11 protein-coding genes are annotated in these 24,000 nt (G+C 33.0%); 7 read left to right on the top strand and 4 right to left on the bottom strand.

Annotated elements, in window-relative coordinates; genetic code table 11:
• Positions 1-14: 14 nt before the first annotated feature.
• Entirely contained in the window at positions 15-539 is a 525-nt protein-coding gene (locus ACFSSB_RS10925) for a methylated-DNA--[protein]-cysteine S-methyltransferase (protein WP_379904112.1), read from the bottom strand.
• Between the two features lie 2 nt (positions 540-541).
• Positions 542-1,618: a CNNM domain-containing protein gene (locus tag ACFSSB_RS10920; protein WP_379904110.1), complete on the bottom strand. Its 1,077-nt coding sequence runs from the start codon at positions 1,616-1,618 to the stop codon at positions 542-544.
• 376 nt (positions 1,619-1,994) lie between these two features.
• Here ACFSSB_RS10920 and ACFSSB_RS10915 point away from each other — a divergent pair, with 376 nt between their 5' ends.
• The 7 genes from ACFSSB_RS10915 to ACFSSB_RS10885 all read left to right on the top strand — a co-directional run bounded on the left by ACFSSB_RS10915 (position 1,995) and on the right by ACFSSB_RS10885 (position 22,546).
• The gene (locus tag ACFSSB_RS10915) at positions 1,995-5,009 is read left to right on the top strand and encodes a T9SS type A sorting domain-containing protein (protein ID WP_379904107.1); all 3,015 of its coding nucleotides are present in this window, start codon (positions 1,995-1,997) and stop codon (positions 5,007-5,009) included.
• A 283-nt stretch (positions 5,010-5,292) separates the two neighbouring features.
• Entirely contained in the window at positions 5,293-6,885 is a 1,593-nt protein-coding gene (locus ACFSSB_RS10910) for a helix-turn-helix domain-containing protein (protein ID WP_379904105.1), read from the top strand.
• Complete coding sequence (locus ACFSSB_RS10905) at positions 6,875-8,032, top strand: tetratricopeptide repeat protein (protein ID WP_379904103.1); 1,158 nt, start codon at positions 6,875-6,877, stop codon at positions 8,030-8,032. Before ACFSSB_RS10910 ends, ACFSSB_RS10905 begins: the two co-directional genes overlap by 11 nt.
• A gap of 160 nt (positions 8,033-8,192) precedes the next feature.
• Positions 8,193-16,286, top strand: a complete 8,094-nt coding sequence (locus ACFSSB_RS10900; protein WP_379904101.1) for a choice-of-anchor J domain-containing protein — start codon at positions 8,193-8,195, stop codon at positions 16,284-16,286.
• Positions 16,287-16,308: 22 nt separating this feature from the next.
• Positions 16,309-17,244, top strand: a complete 936-nt coding sequence (locus ACFSSB_RS10895) for a PorP/SprF family type IX secretion system membrane protein (protein WP_379904099.1) — start codon at positions 16,309-16,311, stop codon at positions 17,242-17,244.
• Positions 17,245-17,261: 17 nt separating this feature from the next.
• Positions 17,262-19,142, top strand: coding sequence for an OmpA family protein (locus tag ACFSSB_RS10890; protein WP_379904097.1), 1,881 nt, complete (start codon positions 17,262-17,264; stop codon positions 19,140-19,142).
• A 119-nt stretch (positions 19,143-19,261) separates the two neighbouring features.
• On the top strand, positions 19,262-22,546 hold the full coding sequence (locus ACFSSB_RS10885; RefSeq protein ID WP_379904095.1) for a T9SS type B sorting domain-containing protein: 3,285 nt from the start codon (positions 19,262-19,264) through the stop codon (positions 22,544-22,546).
• 64 nt (positions 22,547-22,610) lie between these two features.
• Here the strand turns inward: ACFSSB_RS10885 and hemB are convergent, their stop codons facing one another.
• A complete protein-coding gene (hemB, locus tag ACFSSB_RS10880) occupies positions 22,611-23,603 on the bottom strand; it encodes a porphobilinogen synthase (protein WP_379904093.1) in 993 nt (330 codons plus the stop codon).
• A gap of 6 nt (positions 23,604-23,609) precedes the next feature.
• The gene (locus tag ACFSSB_RS10875) at positions 23,610-23,999 is read right to left on the bottom strand and encodes a YchJ family protein (RefSeq protein WP_379904091.1); all 390 of its coding nucleotides are present in this window, start codon (positions 23,997-23,999) and stop codon (positions 23,610-23,612) included.
• Position 24,000: the final 1 nt, after the last annotated feature.

The raw sequence follows: 24,000 nt of genomic DNA, 5'->3' as shown, positions 1-24,000 counted from the left end.
GTAACGCCAAAATATTAAAAAAGGCTTTGTTGTGTATAAGGACTTTCATGTTCTAAAAGCCATTGTTTGCGGTGTAAACCTCCTGCGTAACCTGTTAAACTACCATCGCTACCAATAACTCTGTGGCAAGGAATGATAATCCATAATGGGTTTTTGCCGTTGGCATTTGCTACTGCTCTAATGGCTTTTACGTCGCCAAGCTGTTTTGAGAGTTGTAGGTAAGAGGTGGTTTTGCCATAAGGTATGGTTTGTAAGGCATTCCAGACGCGTTTTTGAAAATTGGTGCCTTTTGGATTTAATTTTAGGGAGAATTGCTTTCTAGAGCCTTTAAAATATTCATGCAGTTGGGTTACACATTCTTGTAGTGTTTCTGGAATATTTTCTGTTATTGTTGTTTCTTGTTCGCTCTGTAAAGACCCATTGTTTGGTTCTTTGTTGCTGAGATTTGTAGGGTTTAAAACGGTTATGGATGCAACACCATCTTGATTGCCTGTAATTTTAGTGAGGCCTAAAGGGGTTTTGATGTTGCATGTTTGCATGGTTATTTTGAGTTGTTTTCTTCTTCTATGATGCCAAGTTTTTTAGCGCGTGCTTCCCAACTTTTTCTGGCTAGGTGTTGTAGGTCACTTACGTTATCACTTTCATCCATGATTTCCATACCAAGAAGTGTTTCTATGACGTCTTCCATGGTTACAATTCCGCTAACGCTTCCGTATTCATCTACTACTAAAGCCATGTGGTTTCTAGTTTCTACTAGTTTTTCAAAAAGAGTTGGTATGGCTAAATCGCGATCTACAATAATGATGTCTCTTTTAAGTTCAGACAGTTTTTTGCTACCATTACCTAAGGCCATTTCTTTAAAAATTTCGTCTTTTAAAACAAGCCCTTTAATATTGTCTTCTGTGTCTGCATAAACAGGTATTCTAGAAAAACGAAGGTTCATGTTTTTGTTAAAAAAGTCTTCAACGGTTGTTTTTTCGTTTTCTGTTTTCATAACAGTACGAGGTGTCATGACGTTTTTAGCAAATACTTCTTTAAAGGTTAAAAGGTTTTTAATGATTTTACTTTCATTGTGCTCAAAAACACCTTCTTCGTGTGCCATATCTGCCATTACTAAAAAACCTTCTCTACTTAAAACGCTTCCGTGTCCTTTACCACCAATAAGTTTTGTGGTAAGTTGCATTATCCATAATAAACCGGTCCATTTTAATGGAAAGATTAAGAGGTTAAGCGCTGTTGTAGTAAAACCAGCTAGGTTTTTCCAGTAGGTTGCACCAATGGTTTTTGGGATAATTTCTGAGGCAACTAATATTAAAATGGTCATTACAGCAGAAACTATAAATACACCATAGCCATCACCACTACCATAAAGTCCTTCGGCTTCTTTACCTACTAATATTGCTCCAACAGTGTGTGCAATAGTATTTAAGGTTAAAATAGCTATTAAAGGTCTGTCTACATCTTTTTTTAATTCTTCTAAGTTTGTAGCAAAGGTTTTACCTTCTTGCTTTTTAACATTAATAAAAGTAGGTGTAACGCTTAAAAGTACAGCTTCAAGTATAGAGCATAAAAAGGAGAAAAAGATAGATATAACTCCGTAAAATATTAATAATCCCATGAATTGGTTTGTTTTTGGCTAATTTACAAAATCCTATTAATAATAGCGATTAAAGAGAATTGGTTATTTTGCTTTTCTTGTTAAAGATTTTCTTTAAAATAGCTTACTGTATTTTTACAAAAGAATGATTTTTGTAAAATAGAATTAACAGTAATACTGCAAAATAATCACCATTTCGCGTACTTTATTGTGAATTCTTCTTTTTTATGTTATTAAAGATGTGTTTTCTTGTAAACTATTGTTTTTCAGTTAATTATGTTTGTTTTTTTACTTTCAAATTTCGGTAAATACCAAAAACATAATCTTTTTTTATGGTATTTGTAGTCATATATTTATAGAGGAGTTAACTAACCCTATTAATTTAAAATAACATAAAATGAAAAAAATTACTCTTTATTTGATGATGCTGCTAAGTGTCACTGCTTTTGCTCAAGTAGAAATTATTGAAGATTTTGACAGCGCAACAAGTTGGACAACTTCTAGTATGCAAACTTTTGGAAATTTTGCTTGTGGAGGTGCTGGAGATAGTATGGTACATTATGCTGAAGCTAATTCAACAGGTTCTGCTACTTCGCCTAATTTTACAGCAATTTCTAATGGTACGAATTTAACAGCTAGCTTTAGCTACAATATCTTTATACAAGATAGTCAATTTCCACCAGCAACGTATAGTGCTCCACCATCAGGTTGGGGAAGTTTAGTTTTAGAATATTCAACAGATGGAGGTTCTACATGGACTACTATTACTACAATTGATGATTCTAATTATACATTAATAGATGAAGATACTTGTCAAGATACAGGAGCTATATCTGTTGGTACAATAGCAGCAGGTGCTGATTTTCAAGCTAGATTTAGAAGCACAGTAAATACTTTTACTGGTTTTAGATTGTTAGTACAGTTTGATAATGTGTCTATAACACAATTAGCAAATGATGTTCCAAATTGTGATGCTGCACTTGTTAACCCTGTTAATGGGTCTGATACTGCAGATTTAGATACCACATTAATTTGGGAAGCTGCAACAGGTTTACCTACAGGTTATACAGTAACTGTTGGAACAAATTCAGGAGGAACAGAGGTTGTAAATACAACAACAACACAAACAAGTTTAGCATTAACAGGTTTAGCTTATAGTACTACATATTATGTAAATATAGTTCCTTATAACGCTATTGGTGATGCAACAAGTTGTACCGAAGAAACATTTACTACACGTGCAGAACCACTTGCAGGTGCTACTTGTGGAAATCCTATAGTTGTAGATGCTTCTGCAATTAGCCCAACGACTCCATATTTTACAGCTAATGACACTGCTAATTTTGAAGACAATATAGATGATAGTCCTTGTAGCAGTTACTATATGAATGGTAATGATGTGTTTTATGAAATTACTCCAACAACAGATATGTCTGTAAATATTGAATTATTAAATATAGATAATAATGGAGCTAGTATACATGTAGTAAACGGTTGTCCTGATGTTGCAACAGAATGTGTTGCTTATGTTGGTACGTATTCGCAAACTGCACAAAGAAGATTAGAAAATATAGTTTTGTTATCTGGTAATACTTATTTTGTTGTTTTAAGTAATTCAGGATCTACAAGAACATATAGTTACTTTTTAAATATAGAACAAAACTCTTGTATTAATCCAACTATTGATACTTTAACACCAGTTTCAGACTGTTTAAACGCACAATTTACTGTAAATGTAGATGTGTCTTATTTAGGTAGTGCTACTTCTTTAACATTAACAGATGATTATGTAGGTTCTGCAGATGTTACTAATATTACCTCTACAGGAGTAGTTACAGCTGGTCCTTACCCAAGCGGAACAATGGTTAATTTTACATTAACTAATGATCAAGATAGTTCTTGTTCTTATTCAGATTCAGCATATTTTTACTGTCCACCAGTAAATGATGAGTGTGGAGGAGCTATAGATTTAACTAGTACAATAAATACAGATGATACTTGTACTATGTTTACAAGCGCAACAAACGCAGGTGCTACAGAATCTTTAGCAGACGCTAATACTTGTGCATCTTCAAACAATAACACAAATGATGTTTGGTTTAGTTTTGTTGCTTCATCAGAAGTTATGATTTTAGAATACCTAAACGCTGAGCCAGCACCTGGTTACAATTTAGGAGGTACTGTTCAGGCTACAGAATTATTAGAAGGTAGTTGTGGTGCATTAACATCTATTGCATGTTTTGAAACCAATTATGTTACTTTATCAAGTTTAAGTATTGGTAACACATATTACGTTAGAAATAATACTAGAATTAGCGGAGAATATGCTCAAGATTTTGATATCTGTTTAAAAGAAGCACCTTCAGCTCCAGCTAACGATGCTTGTGTACAGGCAGAAGCTATATCAGTTCCTGTAACAGATAATGTTACAGAAACAGTTTCAGGTACAACTGTAGGAGCAACATTATCTTCAGATAACGCATGTAATACTTCTGGTTATGGAGATGTATGGTACCAAGTAGCACCTTCAACAGATGGTTTATATGAGTTTTCTCTTGAAGAAAATCCAGCTTCTCAAAGTGGTTCGGTTTACTATTCTATATATGAAGGTACATGTGGTAACTTGATAGAAAAAACCGTTTCTTGTACTTCTAATTCTAATTATGTTTTTGAACTTGCAAACGGAACTACTTACTTTGTAATGGTGCAGTCAAGCCAAACAACTCCTGGTTTAACTTTTGATCTTAGTGTAACTAAATTACCAGATGCAGTAGTTAATAATGATTGTTCAAATCCAACAGTTTTATTAGAATCTTCAGATGATTCTGGTAATAATGCTATTATGGGTAATTTAGATAACTCTTATCCTTCACCAGAAGCTTGTACTTCTAGTTATAAGTCTATTTGGTATAGCTTTACTCCTAGTTTAACAGGAATGTATCATTTTGATTTTACAAGAGTAGGTGCTTATTATTCAGTTTATAATACAGACGATTGTTCAAGTACATCAGGAAATTATGTTGACGGATTTAGCTGTTATAACTCTGGTGATAAAACAGGGGAATTAGTAGCTAATAACACGTATTTGATTAGTGTTCATATTTCTACAACAACTTCAAATAGTTCTGAGTTTACATTATTTGTATATCCAGATCCTTCTTTAGGTGTAGAATCAAATAGTTTTGAAGCTTTTAAATACTATCCTAATCCTGTTGTAAATACATTAACTGTTGAAGCAAAAAATACAATTTCTAAAATTAGTATTCACAATATTGTAGGTCAACAAGTACAAACCATTGTACCAAATAATTTTAAATCTACTATAGGTATGAATGAATTAAAAGATGGTGTTTACTTTGTAACCGTTACTATCAATAATTCACAACAAACGTTTAAGATTATTAAAAAGTAGTTTTTTAACCCTTAATACTTTTAATAGCATCCCTAAGCTTGGGCAACATCATGTTGCTCAAGCTTTTTTTTATTCTAAAGGATAACTTTTTTTACAAGTGCAATGTTCTAAGGTAAATTGCTGAATATCTAAATTTTAGTTGTTTCGCTCAAAGATATTTGTAGTATTATTCTGTAATTTAAAACTGCTCATATATTCACAAAAAGTAATTCTTTTCTAAAGTTTATTATATTTACTTCTAGCTTAATTGTTAAACCCCTTAATTAAAATCTGTTTTGCTATTATGAAACGAAGTTTTACATACTTTTATAAGCGCCTTTTTAAGGTTGTTTTGTATGTGATTTTGTTTCAGGCTAGTGCTCTTTTTTCACAACAAGACGATTTATTAAGTAAAGCAGAAGAATTAGTTTATTCTAATCCAAATGAGGCTATTAAAATAGCAAAACATACGCTTAAAACAGCTCAAGAGGCGCAAACAAAAATTCATTCTAATTTAATAATAGGTAAAAGTTATTTAGCCAAAGGAGATTATAATACAGCTTCGCTTTCTATTTTTAGTGAAGAAATTCAAGACGAAAACGTAAGTATACCAACAAAAGTAGAGGTTTGTTTACTAAAGGCGCAACTTTTAAGAATTCTGTACTTAGACAAACAGTCTACCAAATATTTAAGTGAAGCAGAAAATTTAACAACACAAATTACTAACGATAAAGAAAAAAAACATTTTCAGTTTTTGGTTGCTCTTGAAAGTGTTAATATGAAATTAAATAGGCGAAAAAACAGCGAAGCCTTACATTTAATAGAAGCACTACGTAGTCGGTTTACAGATTTTCTAGACGAAAATAAAACGCTACAAATGAAGCTTCTGTTGGCTAAAGAAGTAGCTTATAGCCAACTTGGTGAATTTAATTTAGCCACACAAAGTATAGATAGTGTGTTTGCGCTTTTAGAAGTAAATTCAATAAACAATTTAAACCAAAAAGGATTTATATATAACGAGCTAGGGAATTTGTATTTACAAAAAAAGGAATTTGTAAAAAGTGAAGAAACCCTATTTGTAGCATTACGTTATGCCGAAATTATAGATAATCCGGTTTTAAAAATGCAAATAAATAGAGGTCTGGCAATTAGTTATTTAGCAACCAACCAAAAAAATAAATATAAAGTTTATAACGAAGAGTTTTTACTATTAAGTAATAACGTAGAATTAATGGAGCAAGAATCTGTTAATACTGTATTTAACTTAATAACAAAGCAAAATGAAGATGTTGTTTTAGCTAAAAAAACAGAAAATACTAGGTATCAAAATTTATTACTATTTGGTTTACTTTTTATTTTAACTGTAGTTGCTTTTGTGTTATTAAAAAATCAAACAAGAAAAAAACGATTAAAAGAAATCATTAAATACTTAGAAGTAAGTAGAAACCAATTTAACAAAACAAAGCCTAAAAAACGTAAGCAAACCAAGCGTATTGTAATTCCAGAAGAAACAGAAAAAGCCATATTGCTAAAGCTAAAAAAGTTTGAAAACTCACAAAAGTTTTTAAATAAAGAAATGTCTTTAGCTGTTTTAGCGGGACAATTTGAAACCAATACCAAATACCTGTCTGAAATAATCAATAAGCATTACAATGATAATTTTAACACTTTCATAAATAAATTGCGTTTAAATTATATCATAAACAAGCTTAAAAACGAACCTAGTTATATTAATTATAAAATAAGTTTTTTAGCAGAAGAAAGTGGTTATTCTTCGCATAGTAGTTTTGCTACAGTTTTTAAATCTATAATCGGTATGTCGCCTGCAACTTTTATTAATTTAATAAAAGAAGAGCGTGATGAACAAAAACAACAACAACAACAAGATGAAAATTAAACTTACATATAGTTTTGCTCTTTTGCTGTTGTTTGTTAAAACAGCAAGCTTTGCTAATACCATAGAAAGTTATACGCAACAAATAGATAGCTTGTTAGAAGATAGTAAAAACCGTATTTATGAAACGCCAGACAAATCTATTGTACTTGGTCTTTCGGCTTATGAAGACACTAATAATTCTATAAAAACCAGAACAAGAGCTTTAATGTTGGTTTCTTTAGCTTACACCTCTAAAAGAGACTATCAAAAAGCATTAGAATATATTGAAAAAGCAGAACAACTGTCTATTGATTTAGAAGATAAAAGACTGCAAATAGAAATATTGTTTATGACAGGTATTCTGTACCAACAATTAAAAATATTCGATAAATCTATAGAGTTTTTAGAAAAAACAGAACAGCAATCCTTAATTTATCCGCATAGAGATTCTGTTGGTAAATACTTGGCAAACAGTTATATTGTTAAAGGGTTTATTTATAAAGATAATTTAAATTGCGATATTGCTCTAGAGTTTTTTAATAAAGGAATTAGAGAATACGAAAAGCTAAAGGGAGAAAACCACAGAGCCAATTTAAGTATTGTTTATTACAATAAAGGAAACTGTTACACTTTACTTTCTGAATACGGAAACGCAAAAAATAGCTTTAATAGATCTATTGCTTTTGCTAAACTTGAAGACGCAAGCAGTTTAATTTCTTTTGCGCAAAAAGGACTTGCTGAAGTGTATACTTTAGAAGGCCAATATGATGAAGCAGTGTCTTTACTAAAAACGGCTTTAAATCAATCTGAAAATGTTGGCGATTTAGTGCTAAATCTAGGAATATATAAAGGTCTTTTTGAAAACTATTTGGCTTTAGATAATTGGGAAGAATATCAAAAATATTACGACCTCTATTTAAAAGTACAATTAGACATAAAAAAATCAGAACGTAACTCGATTAGTGACTCCATTAATAAAAGTTCTACTAGCCAAAAAAAGGAATTAGAAGCGCTTAACAAACAGTTTAAAAATAGGGTTAAATGGATAATTGTTTTCGGTGTTTTAGCAGTCATTATCCTGTTCTTTATTCATAGAAAAGATAAAAAATACATTTATTTGCTTCAAAAAAAGGTAGAATCTATACAAAATATCAAACCAACACTTTAATGAGTTTGTTTTATAGGAATTAACAGTAAACCGTTGTTTTTCAATACATTAACCTATTTTTTATTCTTTCAAATTTCGGTAAAACGCAAAGACTTAGCTATAAAACAGAATAGTATTATATATATATTAGACATTCAATACTAACAGAAAATGTCATAATATGAAAAATAAGTTACACAATCCTGTAGCAATTAATAACCTCTTTTTTTTAAAAGAAAGAAGTAGTATTAAATTAGATTTCAAAATCAAAAATCTTCTTTTCGTTTTATTAATTGGTTTTTTATTTTTAAGTACAAATAAAAGTTATGCTCAGTTAGTAGAAGACTTTAATTCTGGTGTTCCTAATACTTGGACAATTATAGATAATGGTGTTGGTACAACTAATTGGCAAAGTACAACAGATGGTTATTTAGGCACAAGTGGCGTTTCTGTAAACCCAAGTGCAGATAATATTGGCGATCAAAATACAGCGGAATATTTTTTAGTAACTCCGCAAGTTACTGTTCCAGAAAATGGAGAAATACAATTTTATACCAAACAAGCTAGTGCTATAGATAATGGAGCTGCATATGAAATTAGAATTTCTACTGCAGCACAACCAGATATTAATGGATTTAATATTGTAATACAATCGTATACAGAAGCAAATTTAAATAATGGCTCTCCAACAAATTATGAGAAAAAGGTTGTAGAATTACCATCTTCAATTCCTGCAGGATTTAATATCTATATTGCATTTGTAGCTGTTAATACACAAAACGGAACGACACCAACTGGAGATGAGTGGTTTGTAGATACTATTTCTGTTGTAGAAGGCTGTGAAGATATTCTTGAAGAAGATGTAACTATAGATGCAATAACGGTTAATGGAGCAGAAGTAAGTTGGTCACATCCAACGGCAACTAATTTTGAAATTCAAATATTACCATCAGGAGGAACTCCTGCAGAAAGTGGTATTCCTGTTACAGGTAATACATATTCTTTATCAAGTCTAGATGAAGATACAGAGTTTGATGTTTATTTAGCAGCAATTTGTGATAATGATACACAAAGTGATTTTACTGGACCTTATTCTTTTAAAACTCTAAAATTAGGTTTGTCTTGTGATGCTCCTATAGAAATTCCAGACATTTCAACAACACCTTATGTGTTAGCAGATAATTTAGATGCTTGGGCAAATCCAGACGTAGTGTATTCTACACAAGGTGCAAACTGTATTTCAGGAAGTTCTACTACTAATTACCTTAACGGAAATAAAATTTTTCTAAGCTATACACCAACGGAAGATGGGTTACTAACACTAACACAAACAACATTTACAGGAACTGGAGGAGAAAATGATAACTGTTATAATGATAGCAGTTCTTTATTTGTTTATGAAAGTTGTAGTGATGTAGGAGTAAATTGTATGGCAGGTACAATAACTACAGATCCTTTTGATCCTAAAACAATTTCAAATTTATTAGTACAACAAGGGCAAACATATATTATAGTAGTATCTTCTCAATTATCAACTACAGCAGGTATTTGTTTTGAATTAGAAATATCTAGTCCAACATGTGCACCTCCAGGAGAAATTGTTTATAATAGTTTAACAGAAAATAGTGTTAGTTTATCTTGGGATAATAATGGAGGGTTTTCAGATTCTTGGGAATATGTAATTGTACCAACAAATTCTGGCGAACCAACAGGTTCAGGTACTGCTACAGCTAGTAATATAAATAATGTAATCAATACAGGTTTATCACCAGATACTACATATGATGTTTACGTAAGATCTGTTTGTAATGGCACACCAGGAATATGGAGTAACCCAACTACATTTACTACACAATGTACTGTTTTTGACACACCTTATTCAACAGATTTTGAAACAGCAACCAATCAAAACCCTGAGGCTTGCTGGACAACTATTGATGCAAATAACGATGGAACACAATGGAGTTTTATTGGTGGTTATGCTACAGTAGTAACAAGTGCTTCTCAATATGAAAACTATGACTTTTACATTTCACCACAAATTAACTTTAATGATGGTGTTCAAAAAAGAGTACGATACAAGCATAGAGCAACGCAAGGTGTTTCTACTTATGCTGTAAAATTATCTACTACAGGAGTTGGTGTAGATGACTTTACAACGGTACTTACTACAGAAACTATAAACAATACTAATTTTCAAGAAATAATTGTAGATATTCCTGAAACAATAACAGGCATTGTAAATATTGCTTGGATTGTTGAGCCAAATACTACTGAATCTGCTTTAAGAGTTGCTATAGATGATGTGTTTATTGAAGATAAACCAACATGTCCAGATCCTACAGATCCATTAGTATTTAATATTACTACCAATTCTGCTTGGTTAGTTTGGACAGCTGGAGATAGTGAAACACAATGGGAAGTTGCAATACAAGATTTAGATTCTGGTATTCCTACAACTTCAGGAGTTTTAACATCTAGTAACTTTCCTTACATGGCAACAGGTTTAACTCCTGGAAATAGATATGAGTATTATGTAAGAGCATATTGTGCAGAAGATGATCAAAGTGAATGGGTTGGTCCTGTTCCTTTTACAACATTATGTACATCGTATGATACGCCTTTCTATGAAAGCTTTAATGATGAAGATCCTGATACACAAAAATTCTGTTGGAGCGTAAATGATAATAATAATGATGATGCTACTTGGTCTATCAATGAAACCGAAGCAATTTTGGAAACCTCAGTGGTTTCACCTCCTTCTAGTTTTGATGATTATTTAATTTCTCCAGCAATTAATATAGATGGAACTAAAGAGCTAAAATATAAATACAGAGCACAGTTTTCATTTTTTACAGGTGATCCTCGTTATGGATTAGAAGTATTAATGTCTACAACCAATACAAATCCAAGTAGTTTTTCAGTAATTGCTCCTTTTGAAGTAATTACAAATTCAGAATACATTGAAAAAAGTGTCATTATTGAAGGCAACGGAACTATTTACATAGCTTTTAGAGTGCCTCCAGAATTTACAGGAAACTTCTCAGTTTTAAATATTGAAGATGTTAGTATTACAGATGCACCTGCTTGTCCTAATCCTGCCAATTTAATAGTAGAAACAACTACTACAAACGGAGCAACATTTTCATGGACACAAGGGTATCAAGAAACAGCGTGGAATGTTGTAGTGCAACCAGCAGGTTCTGGTGTGCCAACAACTACTGGTGAAGAAGTTACACAAACCAATTACACAACTACCTCACTTAATCCAGATACAGAATATGAAGTTTATGTTATGGCAAATTGTGGAGCAGATGGTAGTGAGTGGGTAGGTCCAGTTGCATTTAGAACCCTTTGTACTGCTTTTACTTCTCCTTTTGTAGAAACCTTTAATTATGATTCTACTTCAGAAGATTGCTGGCAAGTAGTTAATAATAACGACGATGGCGAAACTTGGGAACTAGATAGTGCTTCTTTCCCTTTTGAAGGAGATCAAGCAGCAGCAATATTTACAGGTAGTAATGGGCAAAATGAAGATTGGTTAATTTCACCAACAATTACCATTACAGAAAACCAACGTTTACGTTATTATTACAGAGTTAATGATGAATTCTTTACAGAAGATTTAGAAGTTTTACTTTCTACTAGTGGTACAGGATTAGATCAATTTACAACAGTTTTATATGATTCTGATGACGATCCAGTTTTAATTAATAATGAAGAATATAAAGTAAAGATTATTAATTTTCCTGCTGGAATAACAGGAGATATTAATATTGCTTTTCATGTTCCGTATTTTGCAAGTACTACTTCTTACAGAGGTCAAACGCTAGTGATAGATAATGTTAATATTGAAGATGTACCAGAATGTCCAGAACCAACTAATGTTTTCTTAAACAATATAACAGATACTGCATTTCAAGTAAATTGGGATGCTAACGGAAGCGAAACCGCTTGGGAAATATCTGTACAACCAACAGGAACTCCTGCTCCTACAGGAAGTACAGAACCAGAATATTTGTTTGAAACGACAACAAATCCTTTTACCATTACAGGTTTAACAGCTTCTACGATGTATGATGTTTATGTTAGAGCCGTTTGTGATGGTGATGAAGGTGCTTGGACAGGACCAACAGAGGTAATTACTAAATGTAGTTTTGATAACTTATGCCAATATACGTTTGTGCTTACTAGTGATTCAAGTTCACCAACATTAGATATTACTCAAAATAACCAGGTAACACAATCCTTGCCTTTTACAGGCCAAGCAGGTGAAGCGTTTCCAGTGTTTTTATGCTCTGGAGTAGAGTTCTCTCTATTTTTTGATACTATTGGTTGGTCAACACCTCAATATGCAAACTTTCAATTCGACATTTTAAATGATCAAGGAGAAACGGTTTACTCTAGTCCAACAGGATTAATACCAAGAACTACAGTATATACAGGTATGGTAAGTTGTGGTGTTATTGATTGTCCGCAACCAACAGACCTTACTATTAGTGATCAATCTGTGTTTTCATGGACTCCAGGAGGAAGTGAAACACAATGGGAAGTAGCTGTACAACCATTACAAAACGGAACTATTCCGCAATCAGGAACCATTGTTTCTACAAATTCTTATACGCCAAATGCAGCAGATTTTAGCGATTTAAATGCAACAACCTATGAGTATTTTGTAAGAGCTATTTGTGGTACAGATGACGAAAGTTATTGGTCAGGACCTTTTGAGTTTGTTAGAAATGATGACGTTTCAAACGCAGTAACTTTACCAATAAATAATGATGGTGTTTGTAATGTGTCTAGTACAAATGTATCTTTTATAAACGCTACAGCTTCTTCAGAAACGATGAGTTGTGAAGGTGTAAATAATGGAGATGTTTGGTTTCAATTTACAGCAGCATCAGAAATACACAGTATTGAAATAAATAATTTTAGTGGTGGTTTAAGAGATAGTAATGGATATCCATTATATCCAGAAATTGTAATGACTTTATATAAAGACAATGCAGGAACCCTTGAAGAATTAGCTTGTAGTTATGATAATGTAATTATGGCAATGTATGCTTCAGAGTTGGTTGTTGGTGAAAACTATAAAGTAAGATTAACTTTAAACGCTACATATATTTCAGAGTATTTGTTTAGCGTTTGTGTTAAAACACCAGAAGATTTATGTGCTGTAGATATTGTTAATGGAGGTTTTGAAGAGCCTGCTTTAGAAGGTTTAAGTGGAACAAATACAATTATTTCATTAAACACAGTTCCAGGATGGCGTTCTAATTTAGAATCGTCTAACAATATATTTTACTGGGAATCTTTAAATGCACCTGGTTTTGAACCTTATGAAGGAGGACAATGTGTACAAGTGCTTTCAGAACAAGGAACAACAATAGATCCAAATGATCCTAACATTAAAGGATTATACAGAGATTTAGATACTTCTGAAATAACATTATTAGAATACAGTTTTGCACACCTTGCAAGGTTTGATGGTAATACTATTCAGTTATTTGCAGGTCCTGTTGGTGGTCCTTATACCATGATTCAAGAAAACTTAGGAACCACTTTAGCGTGGACAGTTATTGCAGATACTTACCAAGTTCCTGCAGGCCAAAACCAAACTCGTTTTATATTTAGAGCAAGTGATGGTGATGATATTGGTAATGTGTTAGATGCTGTAAGTATTTTACCAAATAGTGAAATTATTACAGAACCATTTGAGGTAGATTGTACAAATCCTACCGCTTTATTAGAAGCGAATGGAATCGGACAATGGATTGCTGGTGATGAAAACCCAGGAGAAGTAACTATTACAAATGATAATACAGGAGAAGCAACAGTTACAGACTTTTTTAACCCTGGAACATATACTTTTATTTGGCAAACGGGTTCTTGCTCGTACAATATTGAGGTTTCTTATAATGGTATTTCAGAAATGCCAACAGTAGAATCACCAATAGAATATTGCTTAAATGAAACTGCAGAAGCATTAACAGCTACAACAACTAGCGATTATACCTTAATTTGGTATACCGAAGCTGTAGGTGGTACAGGAAGTATTATAGCGCCAACTCCAAACACAACTGCTGTTGGTGATACTATATATTATGTGGCAAATCAAGATGAAAATGGTTGCGAAGGTCCAAGAGCAGAATTAATAGTAACTATTAACGAAGCAATAGTACCAGAATTAACTTTTAGCTATTTAGAAACTTGTATTTTAGATACAGATAATCCTACAGCAATTTTAGTAGATGATTTTGTTACTGGAGGAACATTCAGTTCTCCAACTTTAACTGTAGATGCAACTACAGGAGAAATTGACATTAATTCTGCAACAGAAGGAGTACATGATGTTGTTTATACCTATAATGGTGATACAGATACTTGTACACTAGCAGATAGTTATACAACAACCATTACTTTTTCTCAAGCAATTCCTGCAGTAACTACCTTTGATTATGGAGCAACTTCATTCTGCGAGTTAGAAAATACTACAGTAACACCTAACTTAGTAAATGGGTTTACAACAGGAGGAACCTTTAGTTCAACAACACTAACTGTAGACGAAACAACTGGTGCTTTAGATTTATCTTCTGCTACCATTGGTAATCATGATATTACATATACCTACGTTGCAAATGAAAGTGCTTGTGAAGAAGATGGAGACTTTACTGTAAACATAGAAATTACAGAAGCTATAGCAACAATTACAGATTTCACTTATGCTGAAAACACGTATTGTTCAGATGCTACTCCAGTTTTACCAATTTTAGCAACAGACTTTACAACAGGAGGAATCTTTAGTGCAGAACCTGGTTTAACTATTGATGCGGTTACAGGAGAAATTAATGTTGCTACAAGTACAGTAGGAGATTATATAGTAACCTATCAAATAGCAGAAGATATTGCAACATGTACTCAAGGTAATACAAGTACGTTTGCAATTTCTATTCAAGATATAATTACACCAGAGTTAGCCTTTAGCTATGCAGATACTTGTGAGCTAGTAGCAGATAATGTGATGCCATTATTAAATGACAATTTTGTGTTAGGAGGAACGTTTAGTTCTACTACCTTAACTGTAGACCCAACAACTGGAGCAATTGATGTTACTTCAGCAACTGCAGGAACACATAACATAACTTATACTTTTGGAGGTGATACAGATATGTGTATACTTTCCGGAAGCTATACAGCTACAATAAACGTTACACAAGCAGTTTCTGCTGTGGTGACTTTTGATTATGGAGCAACTTCTTTTTGCGAATTAAATGCAACTACAGTGCTACCAAACTTAGCAACAGGGTTTACAATAGGAGGAACCTTTAGTTCTTCTACATTAACGGTAGATGCTGTTACTGGTGAGTTAGACCTAACAGATGCTAGCTCAGGAACACACGAAGTTGTGTATACATTTGGAGGAGATGTAACTGCGTGTTTAGCAGATGCAAGCTTTGTACTTACAATAGAAATAATTGAAAAAACAGTACCAAATACTTCATTTACTTATGTAGATGATGTGTATTGTGCAACAAGTGCTAATGTGCTTCCAGAGTTAGCAGCTGATTTTACAACTGGTGGAACTTTTTCTGCAGAAACAGGATTAACAATTAATTCTACAACAGGAGAAGTTACTGTTTCTTCAAGTGGTATAGGAAATTATACTATTAGCTATGAAGTTTCAGAAGATTTAGAAACATGTACAGAAGCAAGTGTTAGTACGTTTAATATTACCATTTTAGATACTATTGAAGCTTCTATTGATGGTGCATGTAATAACGAAGAATATTGGTTAACAGTTTCTCCTATAAATGGTTCTTACAGTCCAGATGAGGTAACTTATACTTGGATGGATGCTAACGGAAATGTAGTTGGTGAAAATTCAGAACTATTTAATGTAACTGCATATGCAGATCAAAATCCAAACATTACAGTACCAACCCAATTTACTGTATATATAGATTTTGGTAACTGTCAAACAACAGCTTCGTTTACAACAGAGCGTTTTGCTTGTAGAAATATACCAAGAGGTATTTCGCCTGACGGAAATGGTAAAAATGACACCTTTGACTTAACCGGTTTCGGAGTTACTAATATGATCATATTTAATAGACACGGAAAAGAAGTATATAGTTTCAGCGGAAACTACTCGAATCAATGGAATGGTAAATCAAATAAAGGAAAAGAATTACCAGATGGTACGTATTTCTATAGAATTCAAAAAGAAGATGGAAGCGCTGTAACAGGTTGGGTTTATATTAATCGAGCGCACTAATTGTAAATAATTTATTATACAAATGAAAAAAATATATGTAACAATAGTCTTTATACTTGTGGTTTTTATAAGTGCAAAAGCACAGCAAGACCCTCAGTACACACAGTACATGTATAATATGAATGTAGTAAATCCAGCATATGCAGGATCTAAAGAAAATCTAGCAATAGGTTTATTGTATCGTTCACAATGGGTTGGCTTAGAAGATGCTCCTAAAACAGCAACCTTTTCAGTGCATAGTCCTGTTGGAAAAAACGTAGGTTTAGGTTTATCTGTTGTTTCTGATCAAATTGGTCCTGTAGAAGAAAATAACGTATATGCAGATTTTTCATACACCCTTAATTTAAACCAATCTCACAAATTAGCATTTGGTTTAAAAGGAGGTGCTACTTTTCAAAAAATAGGATTGTTTAGCCAAGTAGGTAATGGGTATGTTCCAGATGCAAATGATGAAGCTTTTGGTCAAGATACTAATAATACACATTTAAATTTAGGAGCAGGATTATTTTACTATACAGACCATTATTATGTGTCTTTAGCAGTACCAAATATGTTAAAAAACACCTATCTTGATGTTACCAATAATGGTCAAGAATATCAATATGGTTCTGATGTGATGCATTATTTCCTTTCTGCTGGTTATGTTTTTAACCTTTCAGAAAACACCAAGTTTAAGCCTTCCTTTATGTTAAAATCTGCATTTGATGCACCAACTTCTTTAGATGTTTCTGCAAATGTGTTATTTTTTGATAAATTAGAATTAGGTGCTACTTATCGTTTAGAAGATGCTATAGGAGCCATGGTAAATTTTGCAATTACTCCAGAATTAAGAATAGGTTATGCTTATGATTATACTACATCAGAGTTAGATGTTGTTTCTTCGGGTTCTCATGAAATTATGTTGTTATTCGATTTAAATTTCCCTAAAAAAGTATCTATTTCACCTAGATTTTTCTAATAAAAAAACAGTTAAAAATGAAAAATATTCTCAGTCTTTTTTGCTTCTGTTTACTTGTAACAACAAGTTACAGTCAAAATAAATATTCAGAAAAAGCAGACGAGCTTTACAGTTCTTATCAATATGTAGATGCTATTGAAGCATATCTAGATATTGTGAAAAATAAAAAAGCAGATAGTCATGTATATAAACAATTAGCAGATAGCTATTATAATGTTTTTAATATAGACGAAGCTTCTAAATGGTATGCAAAAGCTTTAGATAAAAACCAAGATGCAGAAACGTATTATCGTTATGCACAAGTTTTAAGATCTCAAGGAAATTATGCAGCAGCCAACACGCAAATGGATGAATTTTCAAAAATGGTCCCAGAAGATCCTCGTGCAAAAGAGCATTTAGCAAACCCTAATTATATTCCAAAATTAGCTGATGACTCTAAGCTGTTTGATGTAGAAAACACAAATATTAACGATACTGAACAAAGTGATTTTGGTGCTGTTTTGTCTACAGATAATGTGCTATACTTTGTTAGTTCTAGAAGCAATGGTAAAAAAGAGGATAATTGGACAAATAATCCTTATCTAGATATTTATACTACAACTAGAAGTCCAGAAGGTACTTTTACAGAACCAGAACCGGTTAATAGTTTAAATACACCATATCACGATGGTCCAATTACCTTGAGTAAAGATGGAAAAACAATGATTTTTTCTAGAGATGGACATAGCGAAGGAGTTTATAAAAGACTTAGTAAAAAGCAAATAAAATTATCGCAACAAGGTCTGTATAGTGCTACGTTAGTAGATGGTAAATGGACAAACATAAAGGCGTTGCCTTTTAATAGTACAGAGTATTCTGTAAGTCATCCTAGTTTAAGTAATGATGGTAAAACGCTATTTTTTGCATCTAATATGCCAGGAGGTTTAGGAGATACAGATATTTGGAAAGTTAGTGTAAATAACGGTTCTTATGGAGAACCTGAAAATTTAGGACCACAAGTAAATACAGCAGGTAAAGAAGGGTTTCCTTTTATTGCAGATAATAATATTCTTTATTTTTCTTCTAGAGGAAAAAAAGGATTAGGTGGTTTCGATATTTTTAAAGTAGATCTTAGTAAAGAAGAGGAGGCTGTAAACCTGGGAAACGACGTAAATACTAAAAGTGACGACTTTTCTTTTAGTATTAATGCCTTAGAAAAAGTCGGTTTCTTTTCATCAAATAGATCTGGAGTAGATAATATTTATATGGCTATTCCTATCTGTAAATATTTAGTAGTAACTTTAGTAAAAGATGCTACAACAGAGGAGTTAATAGCCAATGCAGATGTTTCTATTTTAGACGAAAAAAAGAATATAATTGCAACCCAAAAAACAGAAGAAGGAAAAACTAGTTTTCAAGTAATCTGTGCGTCTAATTACGTAATTCATGTAGAAAAAGAAGGTTATGAAAGTCTATCTATTCCTGTAGAACGTTTAGATAAAGACCAAATAGAAGTAAATGCTTCATTACAACCAATTGTAGAATCTTCGATGCAGGAAATGATTACAGATACAGAGGTGAAACTTAATAATATTTACTTTGAGTTTAATAAAAGTAACATCACGTATCAAGGAGCTAGTGAATTAGATAAATTAGTAGCTATTATGAATGCATATCCTGAAATGGAAATAGCAATTCGTTCTCATACAGATACCAAAGGAAGCGAAGCATATAACTTGAAATTATCAGAAAGAAGAGCTCAGGCAACTATGCAATATGTAATTTCTAAAGGAATTAATAAAAATAGATTAACTGCAATAGGATTAGGTAGTACTACTCCTAAAATTGATTGTAAATCTAATTGTACAGACGCAGAAGACGCTCAAAATAGACGTTCTGAGTTTTTAATTAAAAAGTAAATATTCTTCATATTTAACTTCAAAATAGTTAGAAGTGAAGGGAGTAAGTATTAAAGGTTATGTTTAGTCTATTTGTGTTTTTTGTAATAGAATAAATGTTATAATGAAGTAAAGGCATGATGAAAAAGTTTTTATTATTAGGGTTATTCGTTTTCTTGTTTTCTAAAGTGCAAGCGCAAGAACCAAATGATTGTGGTGGTGCAATTACCGTTTGTGGTAACGGAAACTTTATGTCTAACTCAAATGGGGCAGGAGCTGTTAATGAAATTAATCCACCACAATGTGGAGGTTTTGAACATAACTCTTTGTGGCTAGAAGTTAATATCGTTCAAGCAGGAACTTTAGGGTTTGATTTAATACCTAATGATCCTGATATTCTTGTAGATTATGATTTTTGGGTATATGGTCCTAATCGTTCTTGTTCTAATTTAGGAAGTCCTATTCGTTGTGCTACAACCAATCCGAATGAAGCGGGCTTAGCTAATAACCATACAGGTATTAATGGAAGTACAACGTTAACGCAAACAGGACCAGGTGCTAACGGAAATGGTTATGTATACTGGTTAAATGTTAATGTAGGCGAAACTTATTTTATTGTAATAGATCGTCCGCAAGGTGATGGTGGTTTTGAAATACAATGGACAGGAACAGCAAATGATGGAGCAGGTGCTTTTCCTTCTCCTCCAGTTGCAAACCAAATTAATGATGTTGTTGCCTGTAGTGGTACTCCAGATGCATCTATCTTTAATTTAAATGGTTTAAGTAGTAGTATTAGTAATGATTTAGCAAATGAAACTGTTGAGTATTATGAAGATTTAGCCGATGCTACAGATGGTGTAGATGCTCTTCCTGGTATTTATGTTAATACTTCAAATCCGCAAACCATTTATGCTAAAGTTTTATCCAGTGTTACCGATTGTTACAGCTTGGTAGAATTTAATTTAGTTGTTTCAGAAATACCAGATGCTGTAGTTTCTGCTTCTGATACAGATGTGTGCGAAGGTGAAAATGTTACGTTTACTTTTTCAGGAACACCAAACACAGTCGTACATTACAACACAAATGGTGGAGCAACAGAGCAAATTGTTTTAGATAATTCAGGAGAAGCAACTTTAAACCAGGTGCTTACAGTAGACACAACAATTACTCTAGAAGATGTTCAAGTTGTAGATGGATCAGGAACTGTAATATGTTCGCAAATACTAGTAGATAGTGTTTCTGTAACCGTAAATCCTAATCTTACTCCAACATTTACGCAAGTGCCTCCAATTTGTAATGGCGATACTTTAAGTTCGTTGCCAACAACCTCAAATAATGGTATAACAGGAACATGGAGTCCTGCTTTAGACAATACTGCTACAACCACGTACACCTTTACTCCAGATGCAGGGCAATGTGCTGTTACAGAAACCATGACTATTACTGTAAACCCAATTATAACACCAACATTTACACAAGTGCCTCCAATTTGTAGTGGCGATACTTTAAGTCCGTTGCCAACAACCTCAAATAATGGTATAACAGGAACATGGAGTCCAGCTATAGACAATACAGCAACAACCACGTACACCTTTACTCCAGATGCAGGTCAATGTGCTGTTACAGAAACCATGACTATTACTGTAAATGCAAACATAACACCAATATTTACACAAGTAGTAGCAATATGTAGTGGCGAAACCTTAGCGGCATTACCAACAACATCAAATAATGGTATAACCGGAACTTGGAGTCCTGCTTTAGATAATACAGCAACAACCACTTATACCTTTACTCCAGATGCAGGGCAATGTGCGGTTTCAGAAACCATGACCATAACCGTAAATGCTAATATTACACCAACGTTTACACAAGTTGCAGACATATGTAGTGGAGAAGCCTTAGCGGCTTTACCAACTACCTCTAATAATGGTGTAGCAGGAACTTGGAGCCCAGCATTAGATAATACAACAACTACGACCTATACCTTTACTCCAGATGCAGGAGTTTGTGCTACCACACAAACGATGACTATAACTGTAAATCCATCTGTGTCTCCTACATTTACACAAGTAGGACCAATTTGTGATGGCGAAACCTTAGCGGCATTACCAACAACCTCAAATAATGGTATAACAGGAGCTTGGAGTCCAGCTATAGACAATACAGCAACAACAACTTATACCTTTACGCCAGATGCAGGGCAATGTGCAGCTACGCAAAGCATGACCATAACGGTAAATCCTAATATAACACCAACGTTTACACAAGAACCAGCAATTTGTAGTGGTGATACATTAAATGCCTTGCCAACAACTTCTAACAATGGTATAAACGGAACTTGGAGTCCAGCTGTAGACAATACAACTACAACAACATATACGTTTACACCTGCTGCAGGAGAATGTGCTACCACACAAACCATGACGATAACGGTAAACTCAAATATAACACCAACGTTTACTCAAGAACCAGCAATTTGTAGTGGTGAAACTTTAAATGCCTTACCAACAACTTCTAACAACGGTATAACCGGAACTTGGAGTCCTGCTTTAGACAATACAACTACAACAACATATACGTTTACACCTGCTGCAGGAGAATGTGCTACCACACAAACCATGACCATAACTGTAAACCCTATATTAAAGCCTGTTATTTCTTCTGTAGATGGATTAAATACGCTTTGTGTAGATTATGTTACTGGAGTTGTGCAAAATACAATTACTTTAGTTAGTGATTTACAAAACACGAATTATAACTATACATGGTATTTAAATGGAGTAGTGATATTAGGAGCAAATCAAAGTACATATACTGTAGACACTGCTGCTCCTGGATTATACACCTTATCTATTGAAGAAATTTTACCGACAGCAAATTGTAATTCAGAAATTAGTGAAGCTTTTGAAGTTATTCAATCAGGACAAGCAGTATTTGTTAATGTAGTACAATCAGGATCTTTTGAACCTAATCCTACAATAACGATACATGTAGAAGGTTATGGAGATTATTGGTTTCAGTTAGATGATGGTCCTATTCTAGATAATGGAGGTGTTTTTACTAATGTAAGTAGTGGTATACATACGGTTTATGTATACGATAGAAAAATAGGAACACCTTCTTGTGATTATATTACAATTGATAATATTAGTATTATAGATTTTCCTAAAATACTAACACCAAACAACGATGGTTATAATGATACTTGGAATGTTTTTGCCTTAAGTAACCAACCCAATAGTATGGTTAGTATTTATGACAGATATGGTAAATTATTAAAGCAGATACGTACATCAGGTCCTGGTTGGGATGGAACATTTAATGGTTCTGTTTTACCTTCTAGTGATTATTGGTTTGTTTTAACGTATGAAGAAGGTGGTGAACAAAAACAATTTCGATCTCATTTTACTTTAAAAAGATAAGTATTGAAAATAAAAAATCCTGAACTGTTTTGTTCAGGATTTTTTATTGGAAATATAATTTACTTTATTGGTTTAGTAGCTTTACAACATCCTTAGCAAAGTAACTAGCAATGATATCAGCTCCAGCGCGTTTAATGGCTGTAATTTGCTCCATCATAACCGCATCATGGTCTAGCCATCCTTTTTCTGCAGCTGCTTTAAGCATAGCATATTCTCCAGAAACTTGATATACTGCAACAGGAACATCGACTTCGTTTTTAATTTCACGAACAATATCTAAATAGCATAAACCTGGTTTTACCATTACAATATCTGCACCTTCATCAATATCCATTTCGGTTTCACGTATTGCTTCAAATCGGTTTGCATAATCCATTTGATATGATTTTTTGTCTTTTGGAATGTCTTGAGAATCTACAGGAGCAGAATCTAAAGCATCACGAAAAGGACCATAAAAAGCAGAAGCATATTTTGCCGAATAACTCATAATTCCTGCGTCTGTATACTCTCGATCTTCAAAAGCTTCACGAATCGATAAAATACGACCATCCATCATATCACTAGGCGCAACAAAATCTGCTCCAGCTTCAATATGAGATACACTCATTTCTGTTAATACTTCTACACTTTCGTCGTTTATTACTTTTCCGTTTTCAATAATACCATCATGACCATAAACAGAATAAGGATCTAATGCTACGTCTGTCATTACTAGCATTTCCGGACAAGCATTTTTAACCGCTTTTATGGCACGTTGCATTAATCCGTCTGGGTTTATGGCTTCGGTTCCTTTATTGTCTTTTAAATTGTCTGGTACTTTTACAAACAGTAATACCGATTTTAATCCAAGTTTCCATAGTTCTTTTACTTCTTCTTGTAGTAAATCTAAACTGTAACGATAGTAATTTGGCATCGATGCAATTTCTTCTTTAACACCTTTTCCTTCTACCACAAAAAGTGGTACTAAAAAATCGTTTGGTGAAATAATAGTTTCTCTAACTAAGCTTCTAATCGCTTGGTTTGTTCTTAATCTTCTATTTCTTTTAATAGGATACATAATATATTAATTTTTGGCATAACCTAAGTAATACCATTTGTTGTTTTCTTTGATAAATGCAGACTTTTCATGAATGACATCTACTTTTCCGTTTTCATAAAAATACGCGTTAAAGGTAACTGTGCCTTCTTTATCTTTTTCTAATCCTTTAGTGGTTTCTTGTACTTCTAGTTTTATCCATTCTACAGATTTTGCCCATTTTACAATTTCCTTTTTTTCAGATAATGGTCTAGTAGAAGCGTGATGTGTTTGCATTAAATAATCGCCATTTGCTAGTACAAAAGCACTATATCTTGAGCGCATAAGCTGTTCTGTAGTTTCCGTTTTTCCTTGGTTTAAATGAAATACTTGGCAACAAGCTTTATAGGTTTTATTATTTCCGCAGTAACAATTCATA

Source organism: Lacinutrix gracilariae (assembly GCF_042684485.1).
Taxonomy (GTDB): Bacteria; Bacteroidota; Bacteroidia; order Flavobacteriales; family Flavobacteriaceae; genus Oceanihabitans; species Oceanihabitans gracilariae.
This window is presented reverse-complemented; position numbering and strand designations above follow the sequence as displayed.

Excerpts from the sequence above, each read along its gene's own strand:
- ACFSSB_RS10910 (WP_379904105.1), top strand. The coding sequence starts at position 5,293 with ATGAAACGAAGTTTTACATACTTTTATAAGCGCCTTTTTAAGGTTGTT.
- ACFSSB_RS10875 (WP_379904091.1), bottom strand. The coding sequence starts at position 23,999 with ATGAATTGTTACTGCGGAAATAATAAAACCTATAAAGCTTGTTGCCAA.
- ACFSSB_RS10920 (WP_379904110.1), bottom strand. The coding sequence starts at position 1,618 with ATGGGATTATTAATATTTTACGGAGTTATATCTATCTTTTTCTCCTTT.
- ACFSSB_RS10915 (WP_379904107.1), top strand. The coding sequence starts at position 1,995 with ATGAAAAAAATTACTCTTTATTTGATGATGCTGCTAAGTGTCACTGCT.
- hemB (WP_379904093.1), bottom strand. The coding sequence starts at position 23,603 with ATGTATCCTATTAAAAGAAATAGAAGATTAAGAACAAACCAAGCGATT.
- ACFSSB_RS10900 (WP_379904101.1), top strand. The coding sequence starts at position 8,193 with ATGAAAAATAAGTTACACAATCCTGTAGCAATTAATAACCTCTTTTTT.
- ACFSSB_RS10905 (WP_379904103.1), top strand. The coding sequence starts at position 6,875 with ATGAAAATTAAACTTACATATAGTTTTGCTCTTTTGCTGTTGTTTGTT.
- ACFSSB_RS10895 (WP_379904099.1), top strand. The coding sequence starts at position 16,309 with ATGAAAAAAATATATGTAACAATAGTCTTTATACTTGTGGTTTTTATA.
- ACFSSB_RS10890 (WP_379904097.1), top strand. The coding sequence starts at position 17,262 with ATGAAAAATATTCTCAGTCTTTTTTGCTTCTGTTTACTTGTAACAACA.
- ACFSSB_RS10925 (WP_379904112.1), bottom strand. The coding sequence starts at position 539 with ATGCAAACATGCAACATCAAAACCCCTTTAGGCCTCACTAAAATTACA.
- ACFSSB_RS10885 (WP_379904095.1), top strand. The coding sequence starts at position 19,262 with ATGAAAAAGTTTTTATTATTAGGGTTATTCGTTTTCTTGTTTTCTAAA.